The 24,820-nt window shown below is 71.0% G+C and carries 25 protein-coding genes and 2 pseudogenes; 23 read left to right on the top strand and 4 right to left on the bottom strand.

Going from position 1 to position 24,820, the window contains the following annotated elements; genetic code table 11:
- Positions 1-22 precede the first annotated feature (22 nt).
- Positions 23-742: a DUF5655 domain-containing protein gene (locus tag J8M50_RS33810; RefSeq protein ID WP_010360858.1), complete on the top strand. Its 720-nt coding sequence runs from the start codon at positions 23-25 to the stop codon at positions 740-742.
- A gap of 70 nt (positions 743-812) precedes the next feature.
- Here J8M50_RS33810 and J8M50_RS33805 read toward each other — a convergent pair whose 3' ends face one another.
- Positions 813-1,559, bottom strand: a complete 747-nt coding sequence (locus tag J8M50_RS33805) for a DNA-methyltransferase (protein ID WP_010360857.1) — start codon at positions 1,557-1,559, stop codon at positions 813-815.
- A 436-nt stretch (positions 1,560-1,995) separates the two neighbouring features.
- On the opposite strand from J8M50_RS33805, the gene J8M50_RS33800 reads away from it, so the two are divergent.
- The 12 genes from J8M50_RS33800 to J8M50_RS33745 all read left to right on the top strand — a co-directional run bounded on the left by J8M50_RS33800 (position 1,996) and on the right by J8M50_RS33745 (position 13,270).
- Positions 1,996-3,078, top strand: a complete 1,083-nt coding sequence (locus J8M50_RS33800; protein ID WP_029184728.1) for a C40 family peptidase — start codon at positions 1,996-1,998, stop codon at positions 3,076-3,078.
- An 80-nt stretch (positions 3,079-3,158) separates the two neighbouring features.
- The gene (locus tag J8M50_RS33795; RefSeq protein WP_010360854.1) at positions 3,159-3,467 is read left to right on the top strand and encodes a DUF6112 family protein; all 309 of its coding nucleotides are present in this window, start codon (positions 3,159-3,161) and stop codon (positions 3,465-3,467) included.
- Entirely contained in the window at positions 3,467-4,138 is a 672-nt protein-coding gene (locus J8M50_RS33790) for a hypothetical protein (RefSeq protein WP_010360853.1), read from the top strand. Before J8M50_RS33795 ends, J8M50_RS33790 begins: the two co-directional genes overlap by 1 nt.
- Before the next feature lie 31 nt (positions 4,139-4,169).
- Positions 4,170-5,471, top strand: a complete 1,302-nt coding sequence (locus J8M50_RS33785) for an SCO6881 family protein (protein ID WP_029184727.1) — start codon at positions 4,170-4,172, stop codon at positions 5,469-5,471.
- A 63-nt stretch (positions 5,472-5,534) separates the two neighbouring features.
- Positions 5,535-6,989: an SCO6880 family protein gene (locus J8M50_RS33780; protein ID WP_075662300.1), complete on the top strand. Its 1,455-nt coding sequence runs from the start codon at positions 5,535-5,537 to the stop codon at positions 6,987-6,989.
- 7 nt (positions 6,990-6,996) lie between these two features.
- On the top strand, positions 6,997-7,395 hold the full coding sequence (locus J8M50_RS33775) for a DUF6238 family protein (RefSeq protein ID WP_010358376.1): 399 nt from the start codon (positions 6,997-6,999) through the stop codon (positions 7,393-7,395).
- Entirely contained in the window at positions 7,392-8,876 is a 1,485-nt protein-coding gene (locus J8M50_RS33770; RefSeq protein WP_010358375.1) for a putative type IV secretion/conjugal transfer ATPase, read from the top strand. The genes J8M50_RS33775 and J8M50_RS33770 overlap by 4 nt, the downstream gene beginning before the upstream one ends.
- Positions 8,877-8,893: 17 nt before the next feature.
- Positions 8,894-10,240 carry a hypothetical protein gene (locus J8M50_RS33765; RefSeq protein WP_010358374.1) on the top strand — a complete coding sequence of 449 codons (1,347 nt, stop codon included), beginning with the start codon at positions 8,894-8,896 and terminating at the stop codon, positions 10,238-10,240.
- Positions 10,237-11,628, top strand: coding sequence for a hypothetical protein (locus J8M50_RS49375; protein WP_010358373.1), 1,392 nt, complete (start codon positions 10,237-10,239; stop codon positions 11,626-11,628). Before J8M50_RS33765 ends, J8M50_RS49375 begins: the two co-directional genes overlap by 4 nt.
- A complete protein-coding gene (locus J8M50_RS33755) occupies positions 11,625-12,065 on the top strand; it encodes a hypothetical protein (protein ID WP_010358372.1) in 441 nt (146 codons plus the stop codon). Before J8M50_RS49375 ends, J8M50_RS33755 begins: the two co-directional genes overlap by 4 nt.
- Positions 12,062-12,748, top strand: coding sequence for a hypothetical protein (locus J8M50_RS33750; RefSeq protein WP_010358371.1), 687 nt, complete (start codon positions 12,062-12,064; stop codon positions 12,746-12,748). The genes J8M50_RS33755 and J8M50_RS33750 overlap by 4 nt, the downstream gene beginning before the upstream one ends.
- A gap of 24 nt (positions 12,749-12,772) precedes the next feature.
- Complete coding sequence (locus tag J8M50_RS33745) at positions 12,773-13,270, top strand: hypothetical protein (protein ID WP_010358369.1); 498 nt, start codon at positions 12,773-12,775, stop codon at positions 13,268-13,270.
- A 123-nt stretch (positions 13,271-13,393) separates the two neighbouring features.
- On the opposite strand, the gene J8M50_RS33740 is transcribed toward J8M50_RS33745, so the two are convergent.
- Both J8M50_RS33740 and J8M50_RS33735 read right to left on the bottom strand, forming a co-directional pair.
- On the bottom strand, positions 13,394-13,855 hold the full coding sequence (locus tag J8M50_RS33740) for a hypothetical protein (protein ID WP_010358368.1): 462 nt from the start codon (positions 13,853-13,855) through the stop codon (positions 13,394-13,396).
- Position 13,856: 1 nt separating this feature from the next.
- Positions 13,857-15,029: an amidase domain-containing protein gene (locus J8M50_RS33735; RefSeq protein WP_010358367.1), complete on the bottom strand. Its 1,173-nt coding sequence runs from the start codon at positions 15,027-15,029 to the stop codon at positions 13,857-13,859.
- 536 nt (positions 15,030-15,565) lie between these two features.
- On the opposite strand from J8M50_RS33735, the gene J8M50_RS33730 reads away from it, so the two are divergent.
- The 10 genes and pseudogenes from J8M50_RS33730 (at position 15,566) to J8M50_RS33690 (ending at position 23,997) form a co-directional block, all read left to right on the top strand.
- Positions 15,566-16,234, top strand: coding sequence for a hypothetical protein (locus J8M50_RS33730; protein ID WP_010358365.1), 669 nt, complete (start codon positions 15,566-15,568; stop codon positions 16,232-16,234).
- Complete coding sequence (locus tag J8M50_RS33725) at positions 16,231-17,436, top strand: MFS transporter (RefSeq protein ID WP_040837943.1); 1,206 nt, start codon at positions 16,231-16,233, stop codon at positions 17,434-17,436. The genes J8M50_RS33730 and J8M50_RS33725 overlap by 4 nt, the downstream gene beginning before the upstream one ends.
- 40 nt (positions 17,437-17,476) lie before the next feature.
- Positions 17,477-18,712 carry an ATP-grasp domain-containing protein gene (locus tag J8M50_RS33720; protein ID WP_040837941.1) on the top strand — a complete coding sequence of 412 codons (1,236 nt, stop codon included), beginning with the start codon at positions 17,477-17,479 and terminating at the stop codon, positions 18,710-18,712.
- Positions 18,713-18,896: 184 nt separating this feature from the next.
- Positions 18,897-20,663, top strand: coding sequence for a type IV secretory system conjugative DNA transfer family protein (locus tag J8M50_RS33715; protein WP_010358360.1), 1,767 nt, complete (start codon positions 18,897-18,899; stop codon positions 20,661-20,663).
- The gene (locus tag J8M50_RS33710; RefSeq protein ID WP_010358359.1) at positions 20,660-21,781 is read left to right on the top strand and encodes a DnaB-like helicase N-terminal domain-containing protein; all 1,122 of its coding nucleotides are present in this window, start codon (positions 20,660-20,662) and stop codon (positions 21,779-21,781) included. Before J8M50_RS33715 ends, J8M50_RS33710 begins: the two co-directional genes overlap by 4 nt.
- Positions 21,782-21,881: 100 nt before the next feature.
- Positions 21,882-22,295 (top strand): hypothetical protein, encoded by a 414-nt coding sequence (locus J8M50_RS33705; protein WP_010358357.1) that lies wholly within the window; start codon positions 21,882-21,884, stop codon positions 22,293-22,295.
- Positions 22,292-22,861 carry a hypothetical protein gene (locus tag J8M50_RS49370; RefSeq protein WP_010358355.1) on the top strand — a complete coding sequence of 190 codons (570 nt, stop codon included), beginning with the start codon at positions 22,292-22,294 and terminating at the stop codon, positions 22,859-22,861. Before J8M50_RS33705 ends, J8M50_RS49370 begins: the two co-directional genes overlap by 4 nt.
- A 1-nt stretch (position 22,862) precedes the next feature.
- Positions 22,863-23,033: pseudogene (locus J8M50_RS50250) on the top strand (DNA cytosine methyltransferase); the annotation flags it as partial.
- A gap of 64 nt (positions 23,034-23,097) precedes the next feature.
- A pseudogene (locus J8M50_RS50245) lies at positions 23,098-23,424 on the top strand (DNA cytosine methyltransferase); the annotation flags it as partial.
- Between the two features lie 291 nt (positions 23,425-23,715).
- On the top strand, positions 23,716-23,997 hold the full coding sequence (locus tag J8M50_RS33690; RefSeq protein ID WP_010361065.1) for a hypothetical protein: 282 nt from the start codon (positions 23,716-23,718) through the stop codon (positions 23,995-23,997).
- A gap of 24 nt (positions 23,998-24,021) precedes the next feature.
- Here the strand turns inward: J8M50_RS33690 and J8M50_RS33685 are convergent, their stop codons facing one another.
- A complete protein-coding gene (locus J8M50_RS33685; protein WP_141655684.1) occupies positions 24,022-24,549 on the bottom strand; it encodes a hypothetical protein in 528 nt (175 codons plus the stop codon).
- Between the last annotated feature and the right edge of the window lie 271 nt (positions 24,550-24,820).

The following is a 24,820-nucleotide window of genomic DNA, read 5'->3' as shown; positions in this document are numbered from 1 at the left end:
ACGGGCTCCTGCGGTCAGTAATGTGGAATTCAAGCGCGGGGTCGATGCCGGGGTGATGTCGCAGGCCGTGTCGTATCTCGGGTGGCTTCAGGAGAGTCGGCATGAGTTCGAGGCGCTGGTCCGCAAGGAGTTGGGGGACGAGGTTGCTGCGGGGGTGGACTGGCGTGATCCGCGGGTGATCGTGGTGGCGGCGGACTTCACGCGGGCGGACCGGGATGCGGTGAAGCGGATCGGGTTCGCGGTCGACATGGTGCGCTACCGGGTCTTCGACGGCGGGCTGTTGGCGCTTCAGCTCGTGGAGTCAGTCTCGGGCGGTCGGGGCAGAGCGCGGGACCGGCGGCCGAGCTGGGAGGTTCCCGACGGACCCGTCTGCGCTTCCTCAGACGAGCAGGCCGGTGTCGTCGTGGAGGACGTGGTGCAGGTGCCGGCCGGGCTGGCGGATCTGTACGGGGAGGTGGCGGAGGTGCTGGCCGAGCGGGATGTCGAGGTGCGCCCCACGCAGACGTACATCGCGTTCCGGCGGATGGTAAACGTGGCAAGTGTGGTGTTCCGCGCGAAGGCCGGGGTCATCCTGCTGTATCTGCGGCTCGATCCGTCGAAAGTGGAGCTGGCCGAGGGGTTCACTCGGGACATGCGGGAGGTCGGGCACAACGGGACCGGGGATCTGGAGGTGCGGATCAGGTCCGTGGCTGATCTGGACCGGGCGCGTCCGCTGATCGACCGGGCCTTCGAGACGGCCTGAGCAGCATGCGGCGAGGGCGGGACACCGAACTACGGTGCCCCGCCCTCCTGTTGTCTCAGCGGCGTCGTTCTCACTCTTCCGGCCCGGCGAGTTCGAAGTCGTCCTGGGTGAGTTCGCCGTTGAGGCGTTTCTCGGCGATCTCGGCGTAGTGGTCGCTGAGTTCGACGCCGATGAAGTGGCGGCCTTCGCGGAGTGCTGCGACGCCGGTGGTGCCGCTGCCGGTGAACGGGTCGAGCACGGTGCCTCCTTCGCGGCAGACGCGGACGATGGTCTGCATGATCTCGACGGGTTTCTGGGTGATGTGGACGCGGTCCTTGCGGGGTTGGGAGGCGGTGAAGTCGCCGGGGAGGTAGAGGTCGCGGGTGTTGTCGAGCGAGCCCTTGACGCCCCAGACGACGAACTCGGAGGACTGTTTGAAGCCTCCCTTGCGGGGGCGGCTGGAGGGTTTGATCCAGGGCATGGTGCCGGACCAGGTCCAGCCGGCCATCTGGAGGGCGTCGGTGGTAGTGGGTTCCTGGCGCCAGTCTGTGAAGACGCAGGCCACGGCGTGTTCGGTCGAGGCGCGGTAGCACTCGGTCAGCAGCTCGGTGAGCCAGGCGCGGTAGGAGCGCTGGTCGCGGTTCTCGCCGGGGAAGGAGGCGAGGTCGTGTACCGAGTTCGAGGTGACGTACTTGGCGCGGGCGGTGCGACCGGTGCGTTCGGCGCTGGTGCGTCCGCCGGAGTTGTAGGGCGGGTCGGTGATGACCGCGTCGACGGAGTTGTCGGGGAGGGTTTTGAGGACGGTGAGGGCGTCGCCCCGGTGGAGCGTGTAGGTCATGCGGGTCCGCTTTCTGGAACGGGCGGGTGGGGTGGCGCCGGAGCGTAGCCGTGTTTTCCGGCCGCGCCCTGGGAGCGCGGGGTCGTTTGGTGCGGCCGGAGATGCCGCCTACTGTCTCGCCCCACAGCCACCCCGAGCAGGGGTTTCCTGGCTGTGACCTGCACATTCGCGCTGTCCTCGGCGCGGCGTGCCCGGAGGAGGAGGCGGTTGTGGGACGTCGGGAGAGATTACGAGCGCGGCCGGCTGCCGCACCCCAGGACCCGTGAGCCCCGGGGAGTTTCACCTCCCCGGGCTCCTCAGCCGCCTCGACCGGCGGCGCACGACCAGCGCGATGCCGGCGCTCCTCCCCGCACGATGCCCCGGCACCGCGCTCTTCAACTCCCAGGAGTCCTATGTCTTCCCGCCTCCCCCGCCCCGGCCCGACCAGGTGCCGGTCATGAAGAAGACCGGCGCGGCGATCGGACTGGTCGCCTGCGGTCCTCTGCTGCTGGCCGCTCCACTGCTTTTCGCGTCCTCGGGGATGGCGGTGGCCACGTGCGCGAGCAGTTCGCAGGACGTGGACGCCACCGCCGTGGCCGCCCAGGTGAAGAGCACCCTGGCCGGGGACAAGAGCACTACGATCTCGGTGCCCGGTCTGTCCGTCCCCGCCGAGCAAGTCCCCAACGCGAAGGTGATCGTGGCCGCCGGGACCGCGATGGGGATCCCGGCACGCGGTCAGGTCGTCGCGCTGGCGACCGCGCTCCAGGAGAGCGGTCTGCGCAACCTGCCGTACGGGGACCGTGATTCGGTCGGTCTGTTCCAGCAGCGCCCGTCGCAGGGGTGGGGCACGGTCCAGCAGATCCTCGACCCGTCGTACGCGGCAACGAAGTTCTACGCCGCGCTGCGGGGCGTGCCAGGCTGGGAGTCGATGACCGTCGCCCAGGCCGCGCAGGCGGTCCAGCGCTCGGGGTTCCCGGACGCGTACGCGAAGTGGGAGCCGCTGGCCACCGCTCTCCAGCAGGCCCTCGCCCCCGCCGCCTCCACGGCGGAGGCCGTCTCGACGGCCGGTTCGTGTACGGCCGATGGGACGGAGTTCGGTGCGATTCCTGCCGGTGCCGTCCCTGACGGGTACGTGATCCCGGCCGGCGCGCCGGTCGCGGTGCGGACGGCGATCCGGTGGGCGCTCAGGCAGCTCGGCACCCCGTATCAGTGGGGCGGGACCTGTACCAGCGCGCACGGCGCCGACCCGATGGGCCGCTGTGACTGCTCGTCGCTGATGCAGCAGGCGTACAAGGCAGGCGGGATCACCTTGTCGCGGACCACGTACACCCAGGTCAAGGAGGGCAAGGCGGTGTCCGTGGCCGCGCTGGAGCCCGGGGACCTGGTGTTCACCGAGGGCACGGCCGCCGTACCGGAGCACGTCGGAATGTTCATCGGCGGCGGTCTCATCGTGAACGCTCCGCACACCGGCGATGTGGTGCGGATCGCGACGCTCGCGTCCTGGAAGAGCAACATTCTCGCGGCCCGCCGCGTCATCTGACCGGCCCCCGCTCCCCCTCCCTCTTTTTCTTCTCGCCCGTCACCGGGCTTCCTTTCCCTGCCCTGAATCGGAGTTCCCCTGTGCATCTCGCGCATTCCGTCGTCCAGCTCGCCTACGACCCCGGCATCTCCCCCAACGAGGGCGGTCTGCCCGGTCTGTCGGTCCTGAAGAAGGTGATGGGCTCGGTCAACCTCTTCGGGATCATCGCCGTCGTCGGCTCGCTCGCGGTGAGTGCGGGGGTGTGGGCCTGGGGCCATCACTCCGGCGGTCACCAGGCCGAGGCGAGCGGGAAGAAGGGGGTTCTGGTGAGCGCGGGGGCCGCGCTGCTGCTGGGGGCGGCGAACGGGATCGTCCAGTTCTTCTCGTCGCTCGGATCGCAGGTCCACTGATGAAGCCCTCCCACGCGTCTCCCGAGCCGGGGCAGGTCCGCCGCCGGATGCTGCTCGGCACCCTGGTGCTGGTCGTGCTCCTGGCCGTGGCCGGCACCGTCGGCTACCTGAACCGGCCCACCAGTAGCCCGAGTTCGGCCCCGCTCCCCTCCCCCGCCGCGCCGCTCTCCAGCCACCCCTCCCCGTCGCCCTCCGCGACCGGTCCGGCGTCGTCCCTGCTTCCGCCGACCACGAGGGACCCCCTCGCCTACGCGAAGGCGGCGGCGGTCGCGCTGTGGTCGTACGACACCCGCGCCCGCACCCAGAGCGAGCACCTCGCGCTGCTGCACCGCTGGCTGTCGACGGAGAAGAAGGTCACCGACGCCGGCTCGGTCGACGCCCTGGTTCCCTCGCCGAGCCTGTGGGGCGAGATGGCCAGCTCGCTCCAGTACGCCACCGCCACAGCGTCCGACGCCCAATATCCGGTGGCGTTCGCGAAGGCGTTGCGCGAGGAGCCGTCCCGCCTCACGACCGCGTACGTGTACGCGGTCACCGTCACCGGCAAGCAGCGGATCGCGTGGAAGGGCTCCCCGAAGGGCGGCGCCGAGACCCGCTCGGTGACGCTCGCCGTCCAGTGCCGTCCCGGCCGTGCCTGCGCGCTGGCGGGCGTTTTCCCGGCGGTGGCCCAGTGACCGGCCGCCGTAAGAAGGGAGGCGGGTCCGAGTGAGCGTATGTGACCTGCCGTTGATGGACACCGTCTGCTCGGCGGTCGACTTCGCGTCGAACCCGGCCGGGAGCATCACCGACGGGATCGGCGCGTGGATCGCCAAGAGCATGGGTGAACTCGCCGCGTCCGCCGCCGACTTGGCTGCGCGGGGTGTGGACGCGACCACCCGGATCGATCTGGACGCGGCGTGGTTCCGCGACAACTACGCGCTGATCCTGCCGATCGGTCTGATCCTGACGGTGGGGACGTTCTGTCTCCAGCTGATGCTGGCCGCCTGGCGCCGCGACGAGCGGGCGCTCGCGCAGGCCGCCGTCGGCACGATGACCGGGGTCCTGTTCTCGTTCGGTGCGGTGTCGTTCACGTCGGTCGCCGTGACCGCGACGGACGCGTTGTCGGAGGGGCTGTTCGCCTCCGCGCACACCTCGGTCGCCGCGTCGGTGCGCAGGGTGGTGAAAGTCAGCAACCTCGGCGCGATGTACTCGATGGGCTGGGCCCTGCCCTCGCTGGTCGCGCTGGTGTGCGCGATCGGCTGCTTCCTGTACTGGGGGGTGATGGTCGCCCGGAAGGTGGGTGTCCTCGTCCTGGTCGCGCTGGCGGTGTTCGCCGGGGCGGGCGGCGGCTGGGAGGTGGCGAAGCGGTGGCGGCGCGGCTGGATCGAGGCCACCGCGACGCTCGTCGTCTCCAAGCTGCTGATGACGGTCGTGTTCCTGATCGGCGTTTCGGCGCTGGGGCAGACGGATTCCGCCGACGGGCTGGGGGCACTGTCGGACGCGCTGGCCGGGCTCGTCGTGATGGTGCTGGTGCTGCTGTGCCCGTATGCCGTCTACAAGTTCGTGCACTGGGCGAGCGACAGCGGCGGCCATGACGACGTGCACCGCACGGGGGTGGCCGGGTTCGCGGTCGCGGCCGGTGCGGCGAAGACCGCGGGGAGCCTGGCGATGCAGGCGTCCACCGGGATGCCGACGCCGCAGGGTCCGTCGGGGGTTCCCGGTGCGGACTCGTCCGGGGTGGCCACCGGGATCGACCCGTCCGGCGGCCCGTTCAGCAAGGAAGGCATCGACGGCCACGAGCCGCCGCGCACCCGCTTCCGTTACGGCGAGAACACGGACGCGGGCGGGGACCGGGGCCAGGCCCTGATCCGCCGCCCCGGTATCCCGCCGCTGATCAACCGGCCGGCCCCCGACAACGCGCCCGAGCCGGCCCCGGCTCCGATGCCGCCGTCGGGAGCGTCAGCGGCGTACGACCTGCCCAACGCGGTCCCCAGCCGCTGGGAGTTCACCCCTCCCCAGGACTCCTGACCCGGTCGGGGCGGGCCGCCCTCGTGGCCCGCCCCGCCTCCCCTCCGTCTTTTTGGAACGTGTATGCCTGTCTCTGCCCCGACCGTGAAATTCCCGCACCGCTCCCGCCGGGGCGTGCTCCTGGGCCTGACCGCCGCCCAGCTCACCCTCACCGCCGCCACCGGCCTGCTCCTCCTCACGGTGGTCGCCGCCCGGGGAATCCTCGGCGCCCTCCAACTGCTTCCCGTCTGGGCGGTGTTCGCCGCTGTGGTCCTGGCGCGGCACCGGGGGCGCTCGCTGGCCGACTGGACGCCGGTCGTCGTCCGCTACACCCTGCGCCGTGTCCGTCGCCAGCTCCTGTGGCTGACGCGTCCCGCGCGACGGCCCGTGAAGGAGGGGGTGTTGAACCTGCCGGGGAGGGCGGCGAGCCTGCGCGTGGTCACCTCCGCCGACCGGCGTCTGGGTGCCGTCCATGATCCGCACGCCGCGACCCTGACCGCCGTGGTCCGCGTCGCCTCCCGCGCCTACGCGCTCCTGGACCCCGGCACCCAGCACGCCAACGTCACCGGCTGGGGTCGCGCGCTCGCCGCGCTCGCCCGGACGGGACAGGTCGCGCGGATCCAGGTGCTGGAGCGCACCGTCCCGGACTCCGGTGACGCGCTGCGCCGTTACTGGCAGCAGCACGGCCACCCCCGGGCGACGCTGGCCGGGCCGCTGTACGAGGAGCTGATCGCGGGTGCGGGTCCGGCGGCGGCACCGCACGAGTCGTACGTCGCGATCTCCCTGGACATGAAGGCCACCCGACGTCTCATCGCGCAGGCCGGAGGGGGTCTGACCGGCGGGTTCGCGGTGCTGGGACAGCTGGCGGCGACGTTCGACCAAGCCGCCCGCACCGCCGGACTGACCCCGCTGGGCTGGCTGAACGCGCGGCAGATCGCGTCGGTCGTCCGTACCGCCTACGACCCCGCCGCGCTGCCGTCCCTGGATGCGTGGACTCCCGAAGGCGTCCCCGGCGCGGATCCGGCTGCGGCCGGTCCGGTGGTCGTGGCCGAGGAACCCGGACGGATCACCACGGACACCGCCTGCCACACCACCTACTGGGTGGAGAACTGGCCGCGCACCGAAGTCGGCGCCGGGTTCCTGCACCAGGTGCTGTTCTCCGCCGGGGTCCGCCGCACCCTCTCCCTCTCCTACACGCCGAAGAACATCGAGTCCGCGATGCGTGACGTCCAGCGCCGCAAAGCCTCGGTGATCGCGGACGCGAGCGAACGCGCGCGGCGCGGACAGGTCGAGTCGGAGGCGGACGGCATCGAGTACGCCGACATCCGTGAACGGGAGCGGCAGCTCATCGCCGGTCACGCCGATGTCGCTCTGACCGGCCTGCTGACCGTGTCGGCGGACACGCCGGAGAAGCTGCGCGCGGCGTGCGCGACCGTCGAGACCGCCGCTGTGGCCGCGCAGTTGGACCTGCGTGTGCTGACCTGGCAGCAGGCCGACGCGTTCACCTGCGCGGCTCTTCCTCTCGTGCTCGCCGTGTGAGAGACGGATGCGTCCCCGTGAACCGGGCGGCGGTGGCGGGGAGTTCCTGCCGTTCGCCACCGCCGCCCTGGACCTGCACCGGACCCTGGCCGTCCCCGACGGACCGCTCGTCGCCGACCCCGGCGAGCTGGACACCCTCCACGCGCACGCCGTCGCGCTCCTGCGGCTGATCGACGTCCACTCCGAACGAGCCCGCCCGATCAGCGAGTTGGCCGTACCGCTGCGGACGGCGCGGATACGGGCCTGGCAGGTCGCCGACCTCCTCCACCACGCATCCCACACCACCCCCGCTCCCGTACCCCGGCCGGCGGACCGCGCCGTGTGCCGCCGTCACCAGGACGCGCTGCGCCTCATCCGCCGCCGCATCACCCCCGCCGACCTCCGCACCCAGAGGGACCCCCGATGAACCGCACCACCGCGACTTCCCTGTTCACCCCGCGCAGGAGCGGCCGGACCGACCGCAAGGTCGCACGCACCGCCTACACGGCCGCTCGCCACCGCGCCCGCAAGGCCCAGGACACCGGCCGTCCCCGTAAAACCGCGGGTCCGGACCCTGAACTGGAGCCGGTGTTCCCCGCGTCGGGCCGTCCCGGTCCGGCGTCGGCGCGCGGCGGGAAGGTGCGGCTGCCGTCGCACCGGCTGACCACGGCGACCGCGTCCGGCGCCTACCCGTTCCTCGCCGAAGGCGGTCTCGGCGCCGAGGGGATCTTCATCGGCCGTGACGTGCACGCGGAGGCAGCGTTCTGCTACGACCCGTTCGCGCTGTACGCCGGCGGCCGGATCGAGGGGTTCACCAACCCCAACGTGGTGCTGGCCGGGATCATCGGGATGGGGAAGAGCGCGCTCGCGAAGTCGATCGCGACGCGGGCGATCGCGCACGGATACCGCGTCTACGTCCCCTGCGACCCGAAGGGTGAGTGGACGGCGGTCGCGCAGGCGCTGGGCGGTCAGAGCATCGCGCTCGGACCCGGCCTTCCCGGACGGCTCAATCCCCTCGACGCTCCCGCGCGTCCCGCGACGGTCGCACCCGAGGACTGGTCGGCCGAGGTCCGCAAGCGCCGTCTGCTGCTGGTCGCCGGCCTCGCCCGCACCGTGCTGAAGCGGGAGCTGCGTCCGGCCGAGCACACCGCGCTCGACGTCGCGCTCGACCTGACCGTCGCCGACGCCGACCGGGTGGGGACGGTGCCGCTGCTGGGGGACATCGCCGCCGTCCTCGGCACCCCGCACCGCCTGGAACAGGCACTCGGCGGACGCATCGCCTCGGACGATCTCGCACACGCACTGCGCCGGCTCATCCACGGGGACCTGTCCGGCATGTTCGACGCACCCTCCACCGTCGCCTTCGACCCGGCGACACCGATGCTGTCGATCGACCTCTCCCGCCTCGGCGGCACCGGCGACGACACCGCACTCGTCCTCGCGATGACCTGCGCCTCGGCATGGATGGAGGCCGCGCTCGCCGACCCGGCGGGCGGACGCCGGTGGGTGATCTACGACGAGGCGTGGCGGGTCATGCGCCATGTCGGGCTGCTGGAGCGGATGCAGGCGCAGTGGAAGCTCTCCCGGGGCCTGGGGATCGCGAACCTCATGATCATCCACCGGCTGTCCGACCTCCTGTCCGCCGGTGACGCCGGATCACGCGGCCGGGTGCTGGCTGAGGGCCTGCTCGCGGACTGCTCCACCCGGATCATCTACCGCCAAGAACCCGACCAACTCGCCGCCGCCGCTTCCTTGTTGGGCCTGACCGGTGTCGAGACCCAGGCAGTCTCCTCCCTCACCAAGGGACGCGGCCTGTGGAAGGTCGCGGGACGCTCCTTCATCACCCAGCACATCCTCCACCCCGCCGAGCGCCAGTTGTTCGACACCGACGCCCGCATGGGCGCCTGAACGCCCGGGAACCCGCCATGTCCTCCGATGTCACCCGCTTCGCCACCTCCATCGCCGTGCAACTCGGTTGGACCGCCGCCCCGACGAGCCCGGACGGCCACCCTCTGTGGGAAACCGACACTCACCTCCTCGATGTCCTGGCTCAGGCATCCGAAGCAGCCCTGCTCACCACTCCTGGCGGCATCGAGTTCATCGTGGCCCCGCGCGCCGACGCGGAGGTCTACCGCTATCTCGTCGGCCCTCTGCGCCCCACCGATCTGCCCGCCAACGCGGTCGCCGCGCTCGCCGAGTGGGAACCGTCCTCCGTCCTCGTCAGTGCCGCAGCCACCCCCGACCACGCCGCCGACCGCCTCCGCTTCTTCCTCTCCTACTGGGAGAAGCTCCTCACCCGCACACGGGCGGCGCTCGAACCGGGCGAAGCGGAACTCCTCGACCACGCCTTCACCTCCTTCACCGAGGCCATCTCCGCTTCCCTCCCGGGCAGTTGGACGTCCCAACCCTTGGACCTCACCTCCGCCGCCCACCAGCGTCTCGTCCACAGCCTGTGGAGCGCCGGACCCGAACCCGGGCGCAGGATCGCCGCCTCGGCCGCGCGCGCCGCGCTCCTGTCCGGACCCCGCCACCGCGTGCTGATCGTCCAGGACACCGGCCCTTACCAGGGGATCGTCGCCGCGGCCCTCCGCCCGCCCCGCCCGCGCATCGCCCCGGACAGCCTCATCCCCGGCCCGGACCTGCTCGCCCTGCCCAACGACGCCACCGAAGCAGCCCGGACCATCGAGGCCGACCTCCTGCCCTCCTGGGACCGCGCGGTCTTCTCCGCCCGGACCGGTGTCCTGGCCCACGCCCTCGTCGAGTTGCGGCAGGCCCTCGACTCGTGGGACGCCGTCTCCGACTCCTACAACACCTCCCGCATCCCCGATGCCGGCGCGGTCCTGCGCGACGCCCGCGCCTGGGATGCCGTGCAGGTCTGCCTCACCCACGCTCCCGCCGTCCTGAACGGCATCGCCTCCGTGACCACCGGCGCCGACCACCTCGCCGGACCGCTCAGCCGCGACCTGCGCACCTTGGACCACGTACGCGAAGACCTCCGTGGCGCCACCCGCATCAAACGCCACTGGGCCCAGCTCATCCAGCAGGCCACCGCCGCCGAGCAGCCGTTCCTCGTCGAGGACCGCAACGCCGACATGTGGCACCACGCCGCCCAACTCGGCGAACGCGGCGACGCCGTCGTACGCGTCGCCCGCCACGTCACCCACCGCATCGGCTCGCCCCCTCCCACACCGAAAACACCCGCTCCGGGCCCCTCCTCCACTCAGGCGCCCACAGCTCCCACGGTCCCCACGCCGGTCCGCCGCAGCAGGTGAGCCCCCGCCCCTTCGAGGAAAAACGTTCCGCGCCCTCCGACCTGGCCTTCATCACATCCCTCGCCGACAAGCTGGACTGGACCGCCACCACACTCACCGCTCCCCGGCAAGGCGACCTCGCCCAGCAGATCCCGGACTCCCTGCTGAGGGACTCACTGAGGCGGGCGACCGCCGCGTCGCTCCTGACTACCCCCACCGGTATCCGCCTCCTGGCCGTCTCTCTCCCCGCCGAAGGGCTGTACGTCGTCGGCCCGCTCCTCCCCGACGGTTTTCCGCCCGACGAGATCGCCGCACACGACCCGTGGACCCCGCGCGCCCTCACCATCAGCACCACCGAACCGGACTTCACGACGGACATCCGGTTCCTCGCCGAGCGGTGGGCCAAGCATCTCGCCCTCGTACAAGCCATGCACGACCCGCAGGAAGCTCTCCGGCGAGACCATTCCTTCACCTCCTACTCCGACACCGTCGCCGATGCCCTCCCCGGCTCCTGGGAATCCAGCCGCCTGCCCCTGGACTCCGTCGCCTGGGCCGAACTCCGCAACCGGCTCTGGGACTCCGAGCCGAGGACAGGACAGGCCCTCACCCGCGAAGCCGCCCGCGTCACGCTCCTGTCCGACGCCCACCACAACCTGGTCCTCATCCAGGACTCCGGGCCCTACCAGCGGGTCACCGCCGCTGCCGTCCTCCCGACCGACCCGTACGTCGCCCCCGACGCCCTCGTCCCCGGCCCCGCCTTCCTCGCCCTGCCCCTCGATGCGCACGAAGCGGCCGACGAAATCACCACCGGCTTCCTGCCCGCCCTCACCCGAGCGGTCTGGGCCGCCCGCGTCACCCTGCTCGCCCACGCGACCGCCGAACTCCACCAGACCCTCCACTCCTGGAACGCCGTCTCCGCCACCTACACCGACTCCCTCGGCGGAGACGAGCAGTACGACGCCGCGACCCGACAACGCGACCGCCGAGCCATGGACGCCGTGGACGTCTACCTCACCCACGCCCCCACCGTCCTCAACGGCATCGAGTCCGCGGCCACCGGCGCCGACCGCCTCACCGGCCCGATCCGCGACGACCTACGCGAACTCGACGCCCTCCGCCACCACCTCACCGGTACCGCCCGCATACGACAGGCCGTGGACAACGCCCTGCACCACGCGCCCCCGGAGGAACTCCCCCTCCTCCTCAAGGAACGCGGCTACGAATCGTGGAGCCACGCCGTCGGCCTGGCCATGCACGGCGACGCCATGCTCCGCGCCGCCCGCCGCGTCACCTCCCGGGTCGGCACACCCCAACCGCCCCCGGAAGAACTCCCGGCACGACGGCCCACTCCCACGCCGGTCCCGCCCGCGCCCCGCGCGGCGGTCTCGCCCTCGCGGCGCGGCCGGTGAAACGCGACGACGTCCAGAACCTGTACCGCGACGTCACCGGTCCGCTCACCGCACGGGGCCTGACCTGCACCGTCGAGTACGGGCTGTCGGACTGGGTCGTCCACGCCGAACTCCCCGACGGCTCCTACCTGTTCATCGCACCGCCCCAGGAACCCCCGGGCGACCATCCGCCCGGCCGGCCCGAAGCGTGGCTCGCCTCCTGGAACCGCGACGCCTCGCCCGCGCACCGGCTGCTGTACGACTCCGCGCCCGGCGGACCAACGCAGCCCAGCGCGGCCACGTCATCCCGCTTCTGCGCGCGCTGGACACGTACCTCGACCGCCTCGGCGTCCCGCCCCGCACCACGCACGTCTCCCGACCCGCCCACCCGACGGCGCTTGCTGCACAGCGCCCCTCCCCGTCCCGCTCGCGCCGCTGAATCCTGGAACCACCCATGACCTCCTCTCCCGCCCCCGACGTCGTCCTCGGCCACCACCCCGACCACGGCATCGTCGCCGCCAACCCCGCCCAGCACCACATCGCCGACTGGTACCTCGACCGCCTCGGCTTCCACCGCGTCCCCAACCACCCCTTCCTCTACGCCCTCCAGGCCCTGCCCGCCGAAGCCGCCCAACGCGCCGCCCAGGCAGGCCGTCTAATGGAACAGGCTGGCCTGACCGTGCAGAGCGACTTCAGCATCGCCTCCCGTTCCACCGACCCCGACGTGGCGATCGCCGACCATCCTCACCTCGGCGTCACCGCCGCCACCAGCACCCCCTGGCCCACCCTCACCCCCAGCGACTACGCCCTGCGCGCCCTCGGCTGGGAGTACCAGCCGTCCCTCGACGTCTACACGCTCCCCGCCCACCTCGACGCCCTGACGACCGTCGTCGGCACCGTCCGGACCCTCCAAGAAACCGGTCACACCGTCGCCGTGGAGCCCGCCCTCGCCGAAGCCGCCGCGCACCGCTCCCTGCAGGCCCCTCCCACCGCCCACCGTCCGGGACGCCCGCCGATGAGTGCGGTAGCCGTGGCCAACAGCCCAGCGCACTCGGCCACTTCACGGCAGTCGGCCAGCAGCACACCGGCTACCCCTCCCCCGTCGGTCCCTCTCCCCTCGCTCCCCTCCCGCACCCGCTGACCCACCGTCCGTCTGGAATCACCCGTGACCGTACCCACCACCTGGACCATCACCCACTCCTGCGGACACACCACGGACCGCGACCTCTCCGACCGCCCAGCCGACCGCCGCGCCGGCTTCGCCGACTGGCTCACCCGCAGCCCCTGCACCGACTGCTGGCACGCCACACGCACCACCGACACCGCCTCGAAGGACGCCTGGCTCGCCGAACAACGCGCCACCGAACAGGCCGAAGCCGACACCTGGGCCGAACACCACCACATGCCCCCACTCGACGGCACCGAACGCGCCGTCCCCTGGGCCGTCCGCTGCCGCCACCAACTCCTCACCGCCGCCTACACCACCCTCGTCGTCGAAGGCGGACTCACCGAAGAGGAATGGGAGTTGTTGGAGGACGACGCCCGTCTGGTCACCCGTGCGGGATGGTGGCTCGACCATCGCAACACCGACCCCGGAGATCTTCCCGAACTCCTGCGAGCTGCCACCTCCGACGACCGGCTCACAGAGAACCCGTTCGTCTGAACCTGCCTACTCCGGCAGAAAGGGTTCACCGGCCTCACCCGCGCACGACGAAGTCCCTGGCCTGCGGGTCAGGGACTTCGTCACGTGGTCGGGTGTCTCCCCGGCAGCCGTACCTCTAGCGCATCAAGAAGCGGGGCGTTCCGTGCTGGAGGACCCCGGGGGCGTCGAACCGTCGCCCAGCGGAGCCATGTTCCAGTGGTCGCGCTCCCAGACGAGGACTTCGCTGACGTCGACGGGCTTCTGGTCCTTGCGGGCGGTGCCCTTGATACGGACCTTGTAGACGCCCTCCATCTCGCTGCGGTGGCTCCAGGTCACCTTCCAGTCCTGGCCTCCGTACTCCGCGAGCCGCGCAGGTGCGTCCTTCTCCCCGTTCGGCGATCCGAGCAGCTTCGCGAGCCCTTCGGTGTCCTGGGTGTTCAGGTCATCGACGTAGCTGGTCAGGAAGGTGTCCAGGGCGTCGGTGTCCGGTCCGTCGCTGTCATCGGAGGAGCAGCCGGTGACAGCGACGGCCGCCCCCAAGAACAGCGCGAGAACAGCGAGAGCACGGGATGTCCGGTGGGAGCGGGGAGTGTGGGGAGACTTCACATCACGTCCTGTGCGCGTAGTACGTGGCGTTGGGGTACGCCTTGACGATGCTGGCCATCGAGCGGCGGTAGGTGTTGTTGCTGTGGTACGTCAGGTATGGCTGGCCGTTGGCCAGATGGGTGGCGATCATCGAGTGGTCCTTGCCGCCCGCGCGGTTGAAGTCCATCTGGAGGATGTCTCCGATGCCCATGTTGTAGACGTTGCCGAGGATCGAGGTCCGGCCGCTCTTCTTGGCGAAGGTCGCCCAGTGGTCGACGCCGGTCCAGGAGTACGTCTGGTTGCTGGAGTTGTACCACCAGTAGTTGGCGTTGCGGTACCAGCCGCTCTTGTTCTTCCACCCGCCGGCGCGCAGCGACTGGCTGATGAAGTTGGTGCAGTCGCCGCCCTTGCCGTCGAACTTGCGGTAGGCGGAGTTGTAGTTCTTCCAGTACTTCTCGGCGTACTTGGCCATGGCGGAGTAGTTGTAGCTCGCGGCCAGGGCGACGCCGTCGGCGCTCTTCTGCGGCTCCTCGCCGAGGTTCTTCACGGACACTCGCCGTGTGTCCGAGGAGAGCGGGCCGACGAGCGGTGCCGGGTCCTCGGCGGTGTCGCCGGGCTTGTCGCCGGTGCCGGGCGGGAGGGCCGGGCCGTCGTCCGGGTCCTCGGTGCCGTCCTCGACGTTCGCTTCCTCGGCCGGTTCCGGCACGGTCAGGTCGGCGGGCGACACTGCCACCTGGTTGATGGGGGCGGGTCCGCTCGTGTTGACCGGTTCGGAGGCCGTGAGTGCCCACGTTCCGTCCGCGCCGAGGGAGTAGACGAAGCGGTGCTCGGCCTGGAACTCGGTGGTGGGCGGTTCGTCGCCGTGGATCTGCTTGTAGGTGAGGGCGGTGTCCTCCGTCACCACGACCGTGGCGGTAGTGCCGTCGACCTTGACCGAGTCGACCGTGGTTGCCGTCTCGGCGGCGGTGTACGCCTCCGGGATCTCGGCCAACTCCTTCTTGAGGTCGGCCAGTTCCCCGACGACGGCGTCCTCTTCCGCGACAGTGGCGGAGCTGAGATGCACCGGGCCGCGCGTGCTGGTGGCCAGCTTGGCGGTGAGCGCGGCGGGCGCCGGCGTGTCCAGCAGGGCAGCGGTCCGCCGTTCGATGACCGCCTCGGCGAGGGCGCCGAAGAGTTCGGTGGTCCCCTCGGTCATCACGGCCGCAGTGCCGCTGGCCGCAGATGTCGAAGGCTGCACGGCAACTGCGGATCCGCTGGTCAGTACGGTCGCGGTGAGGCCGGATACAACGAGTGTGCGCAACGAACGCGTTCGAATCACAAGTCCCCCAAAAGGCGCCCCCCGTGAGCGCTTGACCCAAGTCTTGCATGGAGATGGGGAAAGGGCGGGAGTTTCTTTACCTACACCCCATCGGCCAGATCTCAGGCCAGGACAACCGGGAGGGTTCCGCTTCGAGCCCCGAGACAGGCACGAAAATCGGCCATTTCCAGCCACGCTTCGCACCTAGTGGACTACTCCCTGGCAAAACTCAGAACAGGGGATCAGGGAAACCTCCAAGTGAATTCCATGGACCGGAAGACAGACCGAAAATACCCTTGCCCAACGGGGCTTCATGGCTCTCTAGCACTCTTCTTCAGCCGGTCCAAGTTCCGGTTCGCCCGGATCCTCTGCGTCAGCGCAGCTCCGGGCACCGCGTCCGGCCTGTCGTCGGCTGCGCGGCTGGAGTGTCTGCTGTGCCTGTCACCGTCACGATCACCGAGCAGCCGTCGGGGGCGGTCGTCGCCACCGGCGGGGACCAGCTCGCCCACGAGTTGCTCAAGCACGCCGGTTTCACCCGGCATGCGGACTGGCACGGGATCCGGTTCCGGCTGCCGACCACCATGCCGCGCGAGACGCAAACCGAAGTGGCGGGCAGCGCGGTGCGGATGCTCTCAGCGGCTCGGTACGAGGTTGTCGCACCCGCGTCGTTGAGTCCCGACGCGCCTTCTGTAGAGGGGCAGTTCGGTCTCGGGAAGCGTCTCCTTCATCTCGCGGACCGGCTGCGCGGGGCGCAGAGCGGGGCCGAACTCTCCGGTGTGCTGGTGGAGTTGCTCGACCGGGAGCAAGGGGTGCTGATCCGGCTTCAGGAGGCGGCGGGTGAGCAGGTCACGGATCTCGATCCGGATGCTTACGAGCTGTCGGACCGGTTGGGTGCTGCTTCGGATCTGCTCTACTCGGTCAACGGCGATCTGGAGTGGGTTGTCGTCGACGTCGCGAAGGTTGCTCCGGTGGAGGGGGCGGTGTCGTCGGCGGCCCGGACGTCGTCTCCTGCGGCGGTGCGTTCCGCTCTTCCTCCCGCTCCTTCGGTTGAGGTGGGTCCGGCCTCCGGCGTACGGACGTCTCCGGCGGGGCGGGGCCGATGATCCGTCTGCGTTCCGGTGTTCGGTGGGAGCGCTTGTATGTGATGCGGGCGGCGGACGCGCTCGCGAGTGCGGTCGCCTCCTACGCGGTTCCCCTTCTGGTTCTGCTGGCCACCGGGTCGGCCGGGCTGACCGGGATGGCGTTCGCGGCCGAGTGGGCGCCGCGTCTGGTGGCGTTCGGTCTCGCCGGGGCATGTGCCGACCGGTTCGGGGCGCATCGGGTCTTCCGTCTGGCCAACGCCGTACGCGCCGCCGTCGCCGTCACGGTGGCGGGGGTGCTGTCCGTGGTCGGTGGTTCCGAGGGCCGGTTCGTGGCGGTGTCGGTGTTCGGGGTGGTGTCGGGTCTGCTCTCGGAGTTCGGGTATGTGGCCTGCGAGACCCTGGGGTCCGAGGCTGCCCGCCGTGAGGAAGGGGCGGCGCATCGGGTGCAGGCGGTGCTCACCGGGATCGATCAGGGGGCGGCGCTGGCCGGGCCGGTGCTCGGCGCGCTCGCCCTGGTCGCGGGGCCCGTGTTGCTGCTCGGCGGTTTCGCCGCTCTGGCAGTACTCGCCGCTGCCGTCACCCCGGTCGTACCGGCCCCGGCCGTCTCAACTTCCGTGTCCGGTAAGAGTGGTGTGCGGTCAGGGTGGCGGGTGCTGCGGTCGGCTCCCGCTCTGCTGTGGCTGACGGGTGGTCTGGCCGTGTCGAACTTCGCAACCGGTGTCGTCCAGGCCGCCGCTCCCGTGACCGTCGTGGTGGGTTTCGGGGAGTCGGCGGCGCAGGTGGGTGCGGTGTGGAGTGGTGCGGCCGTCGCCTCGCTCGGCGCGGTATGGGGTGCGCAGCGGGCTGTGAGCCGGTGGGGGGTCTGGCCGGTCGGGGTGGTGTCGGCGGCCGTGTGCTCCGCCGGGTGCCTTGGGGCCGCCGCGTCGTCGAGTTTCGTGGTCTACGCCGTCGCGGTCGCGGTGCTCATGACGGCGGAGGGCGCGTTGACGGTGGTCCTGCGGACTCTGCGCGCCTCCCTCATCCCCGTGGACGGGTTCGCCTCGACGCTCTCCGCGTCGATCCTCCTGGTCACCGTGCCGCTCCCGTTCTGCGGAGTCCTTGTCGGCGCCGTACCGGCCCACCGTCTCGGTGCCGTCGTCGGTGTCTGCGCCCTCGTGCAGGGGCTGGCTCTGGCCGGGGCATTCGGCCGTCTCCGCCGCGCCCTCGTCCCCTCTGGTGCCTGAACTTCCTTTCCCTTCCTCTTTCTTTTCTGGAGTTCCTCGCATGTCTGTTGTGTCTGAGCCTGTCGTGATCGTCGTCGGCGGTACCGACCCGGTGTACCGGGGGTACTGCGTCGAGGGCGCCTCGTCCGAGCACCGCCTGGTCCTCATCGACACCGCCGCTCCGGCTGGGCGTGTCGCCGAGCTTGTCCTGGACCACGAGGTCGCCGACACCCGCGACACCGCCTCGGTGCTCGCCGCCGGCCTGGCCCTGGCGGCGCGGCACGAGATCGCCGGGGTCCTCACGTGGGACGAGTACGCGCTCCTGCCGACGGCTGTCCTCACCGAGCGTCTCGGTCTGCGCGGGAACAGCGTGGCGGCGGTTCGTGCGTGCCGGGACAAGGGAACGACCCGGCGTCTCCTCGCCGAGGCGGGGGTTCCCTCGGCGCGTTCGGTGCGGGTGTCCTCGCGGGAGGAGGCGGTGCTGGCCGCGGCCCGGATCGGTTACCCGGTCGTCCTCAAGCCCGCCAGCCATGCCGCGAGCATCGGTGTCGTCCGTGTCGACACCCCGGAAGGCTTCGCGTCCGGGTGGGAGTTCGCGGCGGCCGGGGCCGGTGAGCAGGGGCCAGAGGGAAGCGGGGTGCTGGTCGAGGAGTACCTCGACGGGCCGGAGGTCTCCGTGGAGTGCGTGACGCTGGCCGGGGAGACGGTCGTGGTCGCCGTGACGCGCAAGGAGATCGGGTTCGCGCCGTTCTTCGAGGAGGTCGGGCACACCGTCACCGCCGACGACCCGCTCCTGCCGGTCGTGGCCCCCGTCGCCCGTGGGGCGTTGCGGGCTCTCGGGGTCACGGACGGGGTGCAGCACGTGGAGATGCGGCTCACCTCCTCAGGGCCGCGGATCATCGAGGTCAACGCCCGGATCGGCGGGGACTGGATCGGCAAGCTCGTCGGTCTGGCCACCGGCCTCGACCTGCCGGCTGTCGCTACGTCGATCGCGGCCGACCGGACCCCGGATCTCACGGCCGTTCACCGCGCGAGTGCCGCCGTCCGGATCGTCTACCCGCCCGCTTCCGGGATCCTCACCGAACGACGCTTCCCCGTTGACGGGTCGCAGGTGCGGGAGGCCGGGTGGCTGCGGGAGCCGGGGGAGTCGGTTCTCCTGCCGCCCGAGGGGGACCTCAGCGCGGCGCGGATCGGCTACCTGATCACCTCCGCCCCCACCCTCGCCGAGGCAGAAGCCGCTCGCCGGGACGCCGAGGAGGCCATCGTCCTGGACGTCCGTGCCTCCGTAACTGCCTGATGCCGCGCCCGTATCGACGCCGCGATCCGGCTGAACGGCCTCCCGGTCAGGAGGACGACGGTCCCGACGCCCTCCTGTTTCCGCTGCTCGTCCCTCACCCCTTCCACAGGAGCCCCCTGATGCGCAGATTCCCCCTCGCCCGCCCGCCTCCGCCCCTCACCAGCACCACCGCCCCGGAGCCTGTGTGCCCGCCACCCGTCAGCCGTCCTCCACCACCGGCACGGACGCCCTCCTCTACGCGCTGTTCGCCGCGCTCGGCGCCGTCCTCCTCTTCGGCGCAGCCGCCTACCTGACCGGCAACCTCGCCAACGCCCTCACCGGAGCCGGTAGTTGGAGCCGTTTCTCCCCCGTTCAGGCCGCGCTCCATCCCGCCGAGCTGTGGCCGGGCCTCTCGCCCGCCGCTCTGCTCGTCGGCGCCCGCATCATCCCCGGCGTCCTCACCACCGCGCTTCTCTCAACGGCCGGGCTCCTCTTTCTCCGTCACCAGGCGGGACGGCGCCGGGGACTGGCCGGGCGGGCGGAACTGCGTCCGCTGCTGGCGAAGGAGAGCACCGCCAAGGCGAAGTCCCTGCGCCCGTCCCTCGCGAAACTCTCGCCGAAGGAGATCGCGCCGGCCGACCGGGGAATCATGGTCGGCACGCTGGGCCGGGCCGAGGTCCGTGCGAGCTGGGAGGACGTGATCGTCGCGGTCATGGCGCCGCGAAGCGGGAAGACCAGCGGACTGGCGATCCCCGCGATCCTCGCCGCCCCCGGCCCGGTCCTGCTCACCTCCAACAAGGCCGCCAACGACGCCTTCACCGCCACGGTCGACGCCCGCGCGCAGGTGGGGACGGTGTGGACGCTGGACCCCCAGCAGATCGCCCACCACCCTCGCGAGATGTGGTGGGACATCCTCGCCGACGCCCGTGACCTCGCCGGGGCGAAACGGCTCGCCGGGCACTTCGTTGCCGCTTCCGTGGACGAGTCCAACGGCAGCGACTTCTGGTCCACGGCCGCCTCCAACACCCTCGGCGCGCTCTTCCTCGCCGCCGCCGGCCACCGCCGTCCCGTCACCGACGTCCTGGGCTGGCTCGCCTCACCCGCCGACCGCACCCCCGTCGACCTCCTCACCGACGCCGGCCACCAAGCGGTTGCCGCCCAGCTCCAGGGCACCGTCACCGGCGCCGTCGAAACCCGCGACGGGATCTTCGAGACGGCGCGGCAGTACGCGTCGTGTCTCCTGGACCCGGAGATCGCCGCCTGGGTCACCCCGTCCACGACGCTCCCGGAATTCCGGCCGTCGGCGTTCGCATCATCCCGCGACACGCTGTATCTGCTGTCGAAGGACGGCGGCGGCTCCGCCTCGGCGATCATCGCCGCAGCCGCCGACGCCGTGATGCGCGCCGCCGTCGCGGTCGCCGAACGCTCCGGGGGACGCCTCGACCCACCCGCCCTCTGCGTCCTGGACGAGGCCGCCAACGTGTGCAAGATCAGCGATCTCCCCGACCTCTACTCCCACCTGGGCAGCCGGGGGGTCATCCCGATCACGATCCTGCAGTCCTACCGGCAGGGCCAGCGCGTGTGGGGCGAGACCGGCATGGACGCCCTGTGGTCCGCCGCCACGATCAAGCTCGTCGGCTCGGGCATCGACGACATCGACTTCGCCGACAAGCTCTCCCGCGCGATCGGCGAACACGACGTCCAGACCTCCTCGGTCTCCGACTCCGACAACGGCAAGTCCACGACCGTATCGATGCGCACCGAACGCATCCTGCCGCCGGACGCGATCCGTGCTCTGCCCAAGGGCAAGGCGCTGCTGCTGGCCACCGGCCTGCGCGTCGCCCTCCTCGACCTCAAGCCCTGGTACAAGGAACCGGCCGCCAAAACGATCGGTCCGGCCTCCGTCGCCGCGACGGCCGCGATCACCCAGCGTGCCCTGGCCAAGACCACCGACCTGGACCTCGCGGCATGAGCACCGGCCCCCTGCTGTCCGCGGAACAGGCGCTGCTCGGCGCGGTCCTCCTCGACCCCCGCCGGCTCGACCACCTCACCTGGCTGCGCCCCGGCGACTTCGACCGGCCCGTCCACACCGCGCTGTTCGACGCAGCGCGCACGCTCGCCCGAACCAGCCCTCCCCCGCCAGGCTTTCCTCCGGTGCGGTGGCTGTCGGACGTCCTGGCCGAGGCCACGACGCACGTCCGGGGGCTGGACGCGCCGTACCTGCACGTCCTCGTGGGGGCGTGCCCGCAGCCCGAACACGCCCCGTTCTACGGACGGATGGTCCTCGAAGGCGCGATCCACCGCACGGTCCTCCAGCACGCCGTCCGGCTCGACGACCACCTCACGGACCTGCGTGAGGTCCTGCGGCGTACGGACGAACTCACCCGTGCGCTGGACGACGCCGCCCGCCGCTGGGGCGTCCGCACCCGCCCGTCCTCGCCCTCCACCGCCGTCCCCGACACCCCCGTACCGGTCAGTGACGACCCGGTCGCGGACGAACGTGATCTGCTCGCCGTCCTTCTCGACGACGCCACCGCGCTCGCGCAGGTGCCGTGGCTGACGGCGGAGGACTTCACCGTCCCCGAACACGGCGTCCTGTTCCGGTGTGTGAGCGCCCTCGTCCACCGTGGCGAGCCCGTCGACCGGATCACGGTTCTGTGGGAGGCCCGACGGCGCGGTCCTGCTGCCGACCCTGCTCTCGGCCGACGGCTCGACGCGGTCGCCCAGGGGCCCGCCGCCGGGGACGCCGACTGGCTCGGCGAACAGATCCTGCGCACCTCCCTCACCCGCGCGGCCTCCAGCACCGCCCAGCGCATCAAGACGGCGGCAGGCGACCCGAGTTACACCCCCGGCCGTCTCATCCGCCTCGCCCACCAGGCCCTCGCTCCCACCGAGGCCGTCCGCGCCCGCTGGCACACCGCCCACACCGGCCAGCCGCCACCCACCGCGCCGGACCGCGTACGCGTCACCGGCCCGGAACGTACGGCTGCCGCGCTCTCCCGCAGTCCGCACCCCTCCTCCGGGGCACCCGGCGAGACCTCCCCCGCCGTACGCCACCGGCCCGAGGCGACCCCCCGTCCCTCCCGCTGACACCGGAAGCCCTCGATGCCCACCACCGACCGCCGACTTCCTCACCGTCTTCGCCGCTCAACTCCCCGACGGACGCGAGCCATTCGACAGCTTCGGCATCATGCGTCTCACCCGCGATGCCGAACGCCTCCTGCTCACCGGCCGCAACCTCCTCGCCGACGTCCGCACCTGCCTGTGCCACTCCGAGATCGACCCCCGCATCACCCTCGCCTGCGTGGACGCCGTCCCGAAGAGCGGCGACGCCTTCACCGCGCTCAGCGACGCCGCCCTCCCCGTCATCCGGTCCCGGCTCCCCGGCACCGGCGAACCGGACGAGTCCCTCGTACCGCTGTATCTGGAGGCCGCGCGGGAGAGCCTCACCGACGCCGCCAGCGGCCTGCGCCGAGCCGCCGACACGGTCGACCGCACCCGCACCTCCCTCCACCGCACTACCCCCGCCGTGCTCCCCTCCTCCGCCGCGCCACCGACACCCCCGGCCGCATCTCCCTCGACCAGGACCCCTCACCGCCCATGAACCTCGATCACGACAACGGCGCGCGCCTGCGCGCCTACGCCACCGCCGTCGACGGCCACACAGCCCGCCTCCCCAACCTCGACGACCCCGTCCGCCCACCCGACTTCACCCAGCTCACCGGCCAGTTCGCCGACCTCACCCGCACGACCAGGGAACTCACCGACCTCGTCCTGCGCCTCGACGCCACCTCCTCCTTCGACCGCCACCCCATGGAACTGTGGCGCCTGACCCGCGCCACCGCCGCCCTCGCCACCGGAACCGGAAACGTCGGCCGCGCCCTGTCCGAACTCGCCTTCCTCACCGACACCCACCCCCACCGCAACCAGCCCGACACCGCCGACGCACGCACCGCGTCCCGGGGCGTCTTCGAAGACGCACTGGCCGAAGCCCGCATCGACCTGCGCGAGGGCTCCACAGACCTCCACCGCCTCGCGAACGACCTCGATCCCCCACTCATCACCGCCGCACTCGCCCGCACTACCACGACCTCCCTCACCCCCTCCGGCTTCGACCGCTCTCCGGCCGCTACTCCCCCGCCCGTGCCCCGTACCGCCCGAAGCCTCTGACATGCCGTCGCACCGCACCATCGGCTCCCTGTGCAGCGGATACGGCGGCCTCGACCTCGCCGCCGAAACCGTCTACGACGCCCACGTCACCTGGCACGCCGAAACCGACCCCCACGCCTCCCGCATCCTCGCCCGCCACTGGCCCGGCGTCCCCAACCTCGGCGACATCACCACCGTCGACTGGACCACCGTCCCGAAGGTCTGCGTCCTGACCGCAGGCTTCCCCTGCCAAAGACATTTCCGTCGCCGGCCGCCGCGCCGGCCTCGCCCCCGACACCCGCTCCGGCCTCTGGCACCACGTCGCCCGCGCCATCGAGGCCCTCCAACCCTGCCTGGTGGTGATCGAAAACGTCCGAGGCATCCTCACCTCACCCGCCCACCCCCTTCGCGACCTGGAACCCTGCCCGTGGTGTCTGGGAAACACCCCAGACCAGCGTCCTCTGCGCGCACTCGGCGCCGTACTCGGCTCCCTGGCCGACCTCCGGTACGACGCGAAATGGCTCGTCCTACCCGCCTCCGCCGTCGGAGCACCCCACCGCCGCGAACGCCTCTTCCTCACCGCCACTCCTCAAAACCCCCACCAGCAACCTCGGCACCAACGGCGGCTCCCAACACCCCGACAAACGCCGAACGGGAGGCCACGGCCCCAACCTCGCGGACGAGGTGGAGTGGCTCCTGCCGACACCGAAGGCCACGGACGGCACGAAGGGCAGCCCCCGACAGCGCTACGGCTCCGGGGACTTGACCCTGCCCTCAGCCGCAGCCACCCTCCGGCCGAACTCCGCCACCGAGGGCAAACCGGGGCGCCATACGCCCCCTGCCCGGAAGCCGACGCCCTCAACAGCCCTATCCCTGTGGCCGATCCTCGATCAGCGGACCGCTGGGGACCCTACGCCGCCGCGATCACCCGATGGGAAGCCCTCACCCGCCCCGCACCCGACCCCGTCGACGCCCACAGCCGCCTCCAACCCCGGTTCGTCGAATGGATGCAGGGCCTCCCCCACGGCTGGGTCACCGACACCCCCGACCTGAGCCGCCCCGCCCAACTCACCGCCCTCGGCAATGGAGTCGTACCCCAGCAGGCCATCGAAGCACTGCAGCAACTCAAGCCTTTGATCACCTGTCAGCACGCGTAACTCATCTGGTTTTCGGTGCTCGCCTCATCCACTTCCCTCTACCGGTGTAGCTTCTTGTCCACCTGTGTTCAGGATCGTCTCGCAGGTGGGCGAGTCCTCACTGGTTGCCCTGGCGATCTGCTCCAGGAACAGGCCGACCAATGTGGTGAGATAAGCCCAGTAGTTTACTGAGGTAGACGGACCAGAGACGGTCCCGAAGCCGTAACTCATGAGCTTGAGGGCCTGCACATGTCCTTCTTCTTCCTCAGCAAAGCGAGGAAGAGATACAAAAAGCTCATGGATGGGACGGGAAACGACCGCGTTGAGGATCTCTACTCCTGTGATCTGCTTCCAGTCGCTCTCCACAGAAGACGGGCGGTCCAGAATCAATGAATACAGGGCGAGTGACGTTAATATCCGGACCTTCGAACTGGTCCCAGCAGGATCCGCCCTCCACTTCTGGTAGAGGCGACTGATCTCGGCCTCGAACGATGGATCACGTGTGCACTCCTCGTACAAGCCAGTACTCACTGCCACGCAGAACCGCCATGCATCGTCTCGATCGACAGTCATGGTCCTCCGATCACTTCGATAGGCACTGCGTCCTGAAGGGGGTATGCGGGTCTGCCGCATACCCCCTTCAGGCATACCCACTGAAGCCCTGATGGGTTACCTCAAACGCACCTGATGTTCAGCAGGGAACTGTCCACGTGCCCGGTTATTGTTCTGCCATCGTGGATGATTGTCCCGTACGTTCGGGTCATATAGGTCCAGCTGACGGAGGCGGGTGTGCAGTTCCTCAGGATGGCGGTACTCGTCCGGTTCGGCGGCGGGCACGAATAGT

Origin of the sequence: Streptomyces acidiscabies, from assembly GCF_020010905.1 — a bacterium.
In the GTDB taxonomy this organism is placed as follows: domain Bacteria; phylum Actinomycetota; class Actinomycetes; order Streptomycetales; family Streptomycetaceae; genus Streptomyces; species Streptomyces acidiscabies.
Note: the sequence above shows the minus strand (reverse complement) of the source record. Positions and strands in the feature narration are given on the sequence as shown.

What these genes read in the sequence shown, in the direction of transcription:
- J8M50_RS49370 (WP_010358355.1), top strand. Translation starts at nt 22,292, where the DNA reads ATGAACCTCGATCACGACAACGGCGCGCGCCTGCGCGCCTACGCCACC.
- J8M50_RS33750 (WP_010358371.1), top strand. Translation starts at nt 12,062, where the DNA reads ATGACCTCCTCTCCCGCCCCCGACGTCGTCCTCGGCCACCACCCCGAC.
- J8M50_RS33705 (WP_010358357.1), top strand. Translation starts at nt 21,882, where the DNA reads ATGCGTCTCACCCGCGATGCCGAACGCCTCCTGCTCACCGGCCGCAAC.
- J8M50_RS33710 (WP_010358359.1), top strand. Translation starts at nt 20,660, where the DNA reads ATGAGCACCGGCCCCCTGCTGTCCGCGGAACAGGCGCTGCTCGGCGCG.
- J8M50_RS33790 (WP_010360853.1), top strand. Translation starts at nt 3,467, where the DNA reads ATGAAGCCCTCCCACGCGTCTCCCGAGCCGGGGCAGGTCCGCCGCCGG.
- J8M50_RS33800 (WP_029184728.1), top strand. Translation starts at nt 1,996, where the DNA reads ATGAAGAAGACCGGCGCGGCGATCGGACTGGTCGCCTGCGGTCCTCTG.
- J8M50_RS33685 (WP_141655684.1), bottom strand. Translation starts at nt 24,549, where the DNA reads ATGACTGTCGATCGAGACGATGCATGGCGGTTCTGCGTGGCAGTGAGT.
- J8M50_RS33765 (WP_010358374.1), top strand. Translation starts at nt 8,894, where the DNA reads ATGTCCTCCGATGTCACCCGCTTCGCCACCTCCATCGCCGTGCAACTC.
- J8M50_RS33725 (WP_040837943.1), top strand. Translation starts at nt 16,231, where the DNA reads ATGATCCGTCTGCGTTCCGGTGTTCGGTGGGAGCGCTTGTATGTGATG.
- J8M50_RS33805 (WP_010360857.1), bottom strand. Translation starts at nt 1,559, where the DNA reads ATGACCTACACGCTCCACCGGGGCGACGCCCTCACCGTCCTCAAAACC.
- J8M50_RS33735 (WP_010358367.1), bottom strand. Translation starts at nt 15,029, where the DNA reads ATGACCGAGGGGACCACCGAACTCTTCGGCGCCCTCGCCGAGGCGGTC.
- J8M50_RS33720 (WP_040837941.1), top strand. Translation starts at nt 17,477, where the DNA reads ATGTCTGTTGTGTCTGAGCCTGTCGTGATCGTCGTCGGCGGTACCGAC.
- J8M50_RS33775 (WP_010358376.1), top strand. Translation starts at nt 6,997, where the DNA reads ATGCGTCCCCGTGAACCGGGCGGCGGTGGCGGGGAGTTCCTGCCGTTC.
- J8M50_RS33770 (WP_010358375.1), top strand. Translation starts at nt 7,392, where the DNA reads ATGAACCGCACCACCGCGACTTCCCTGTTCACCCCGCGCAGGAGCGGC.
- J8M50_RS33780 (WP_075662300.1), top strand. Translation starts at nt 5,535, where the DNA reads ATGCCTGTCTCTGCCCCGACCGTGAAATTCCCGCACCGCTCCCGCCGG.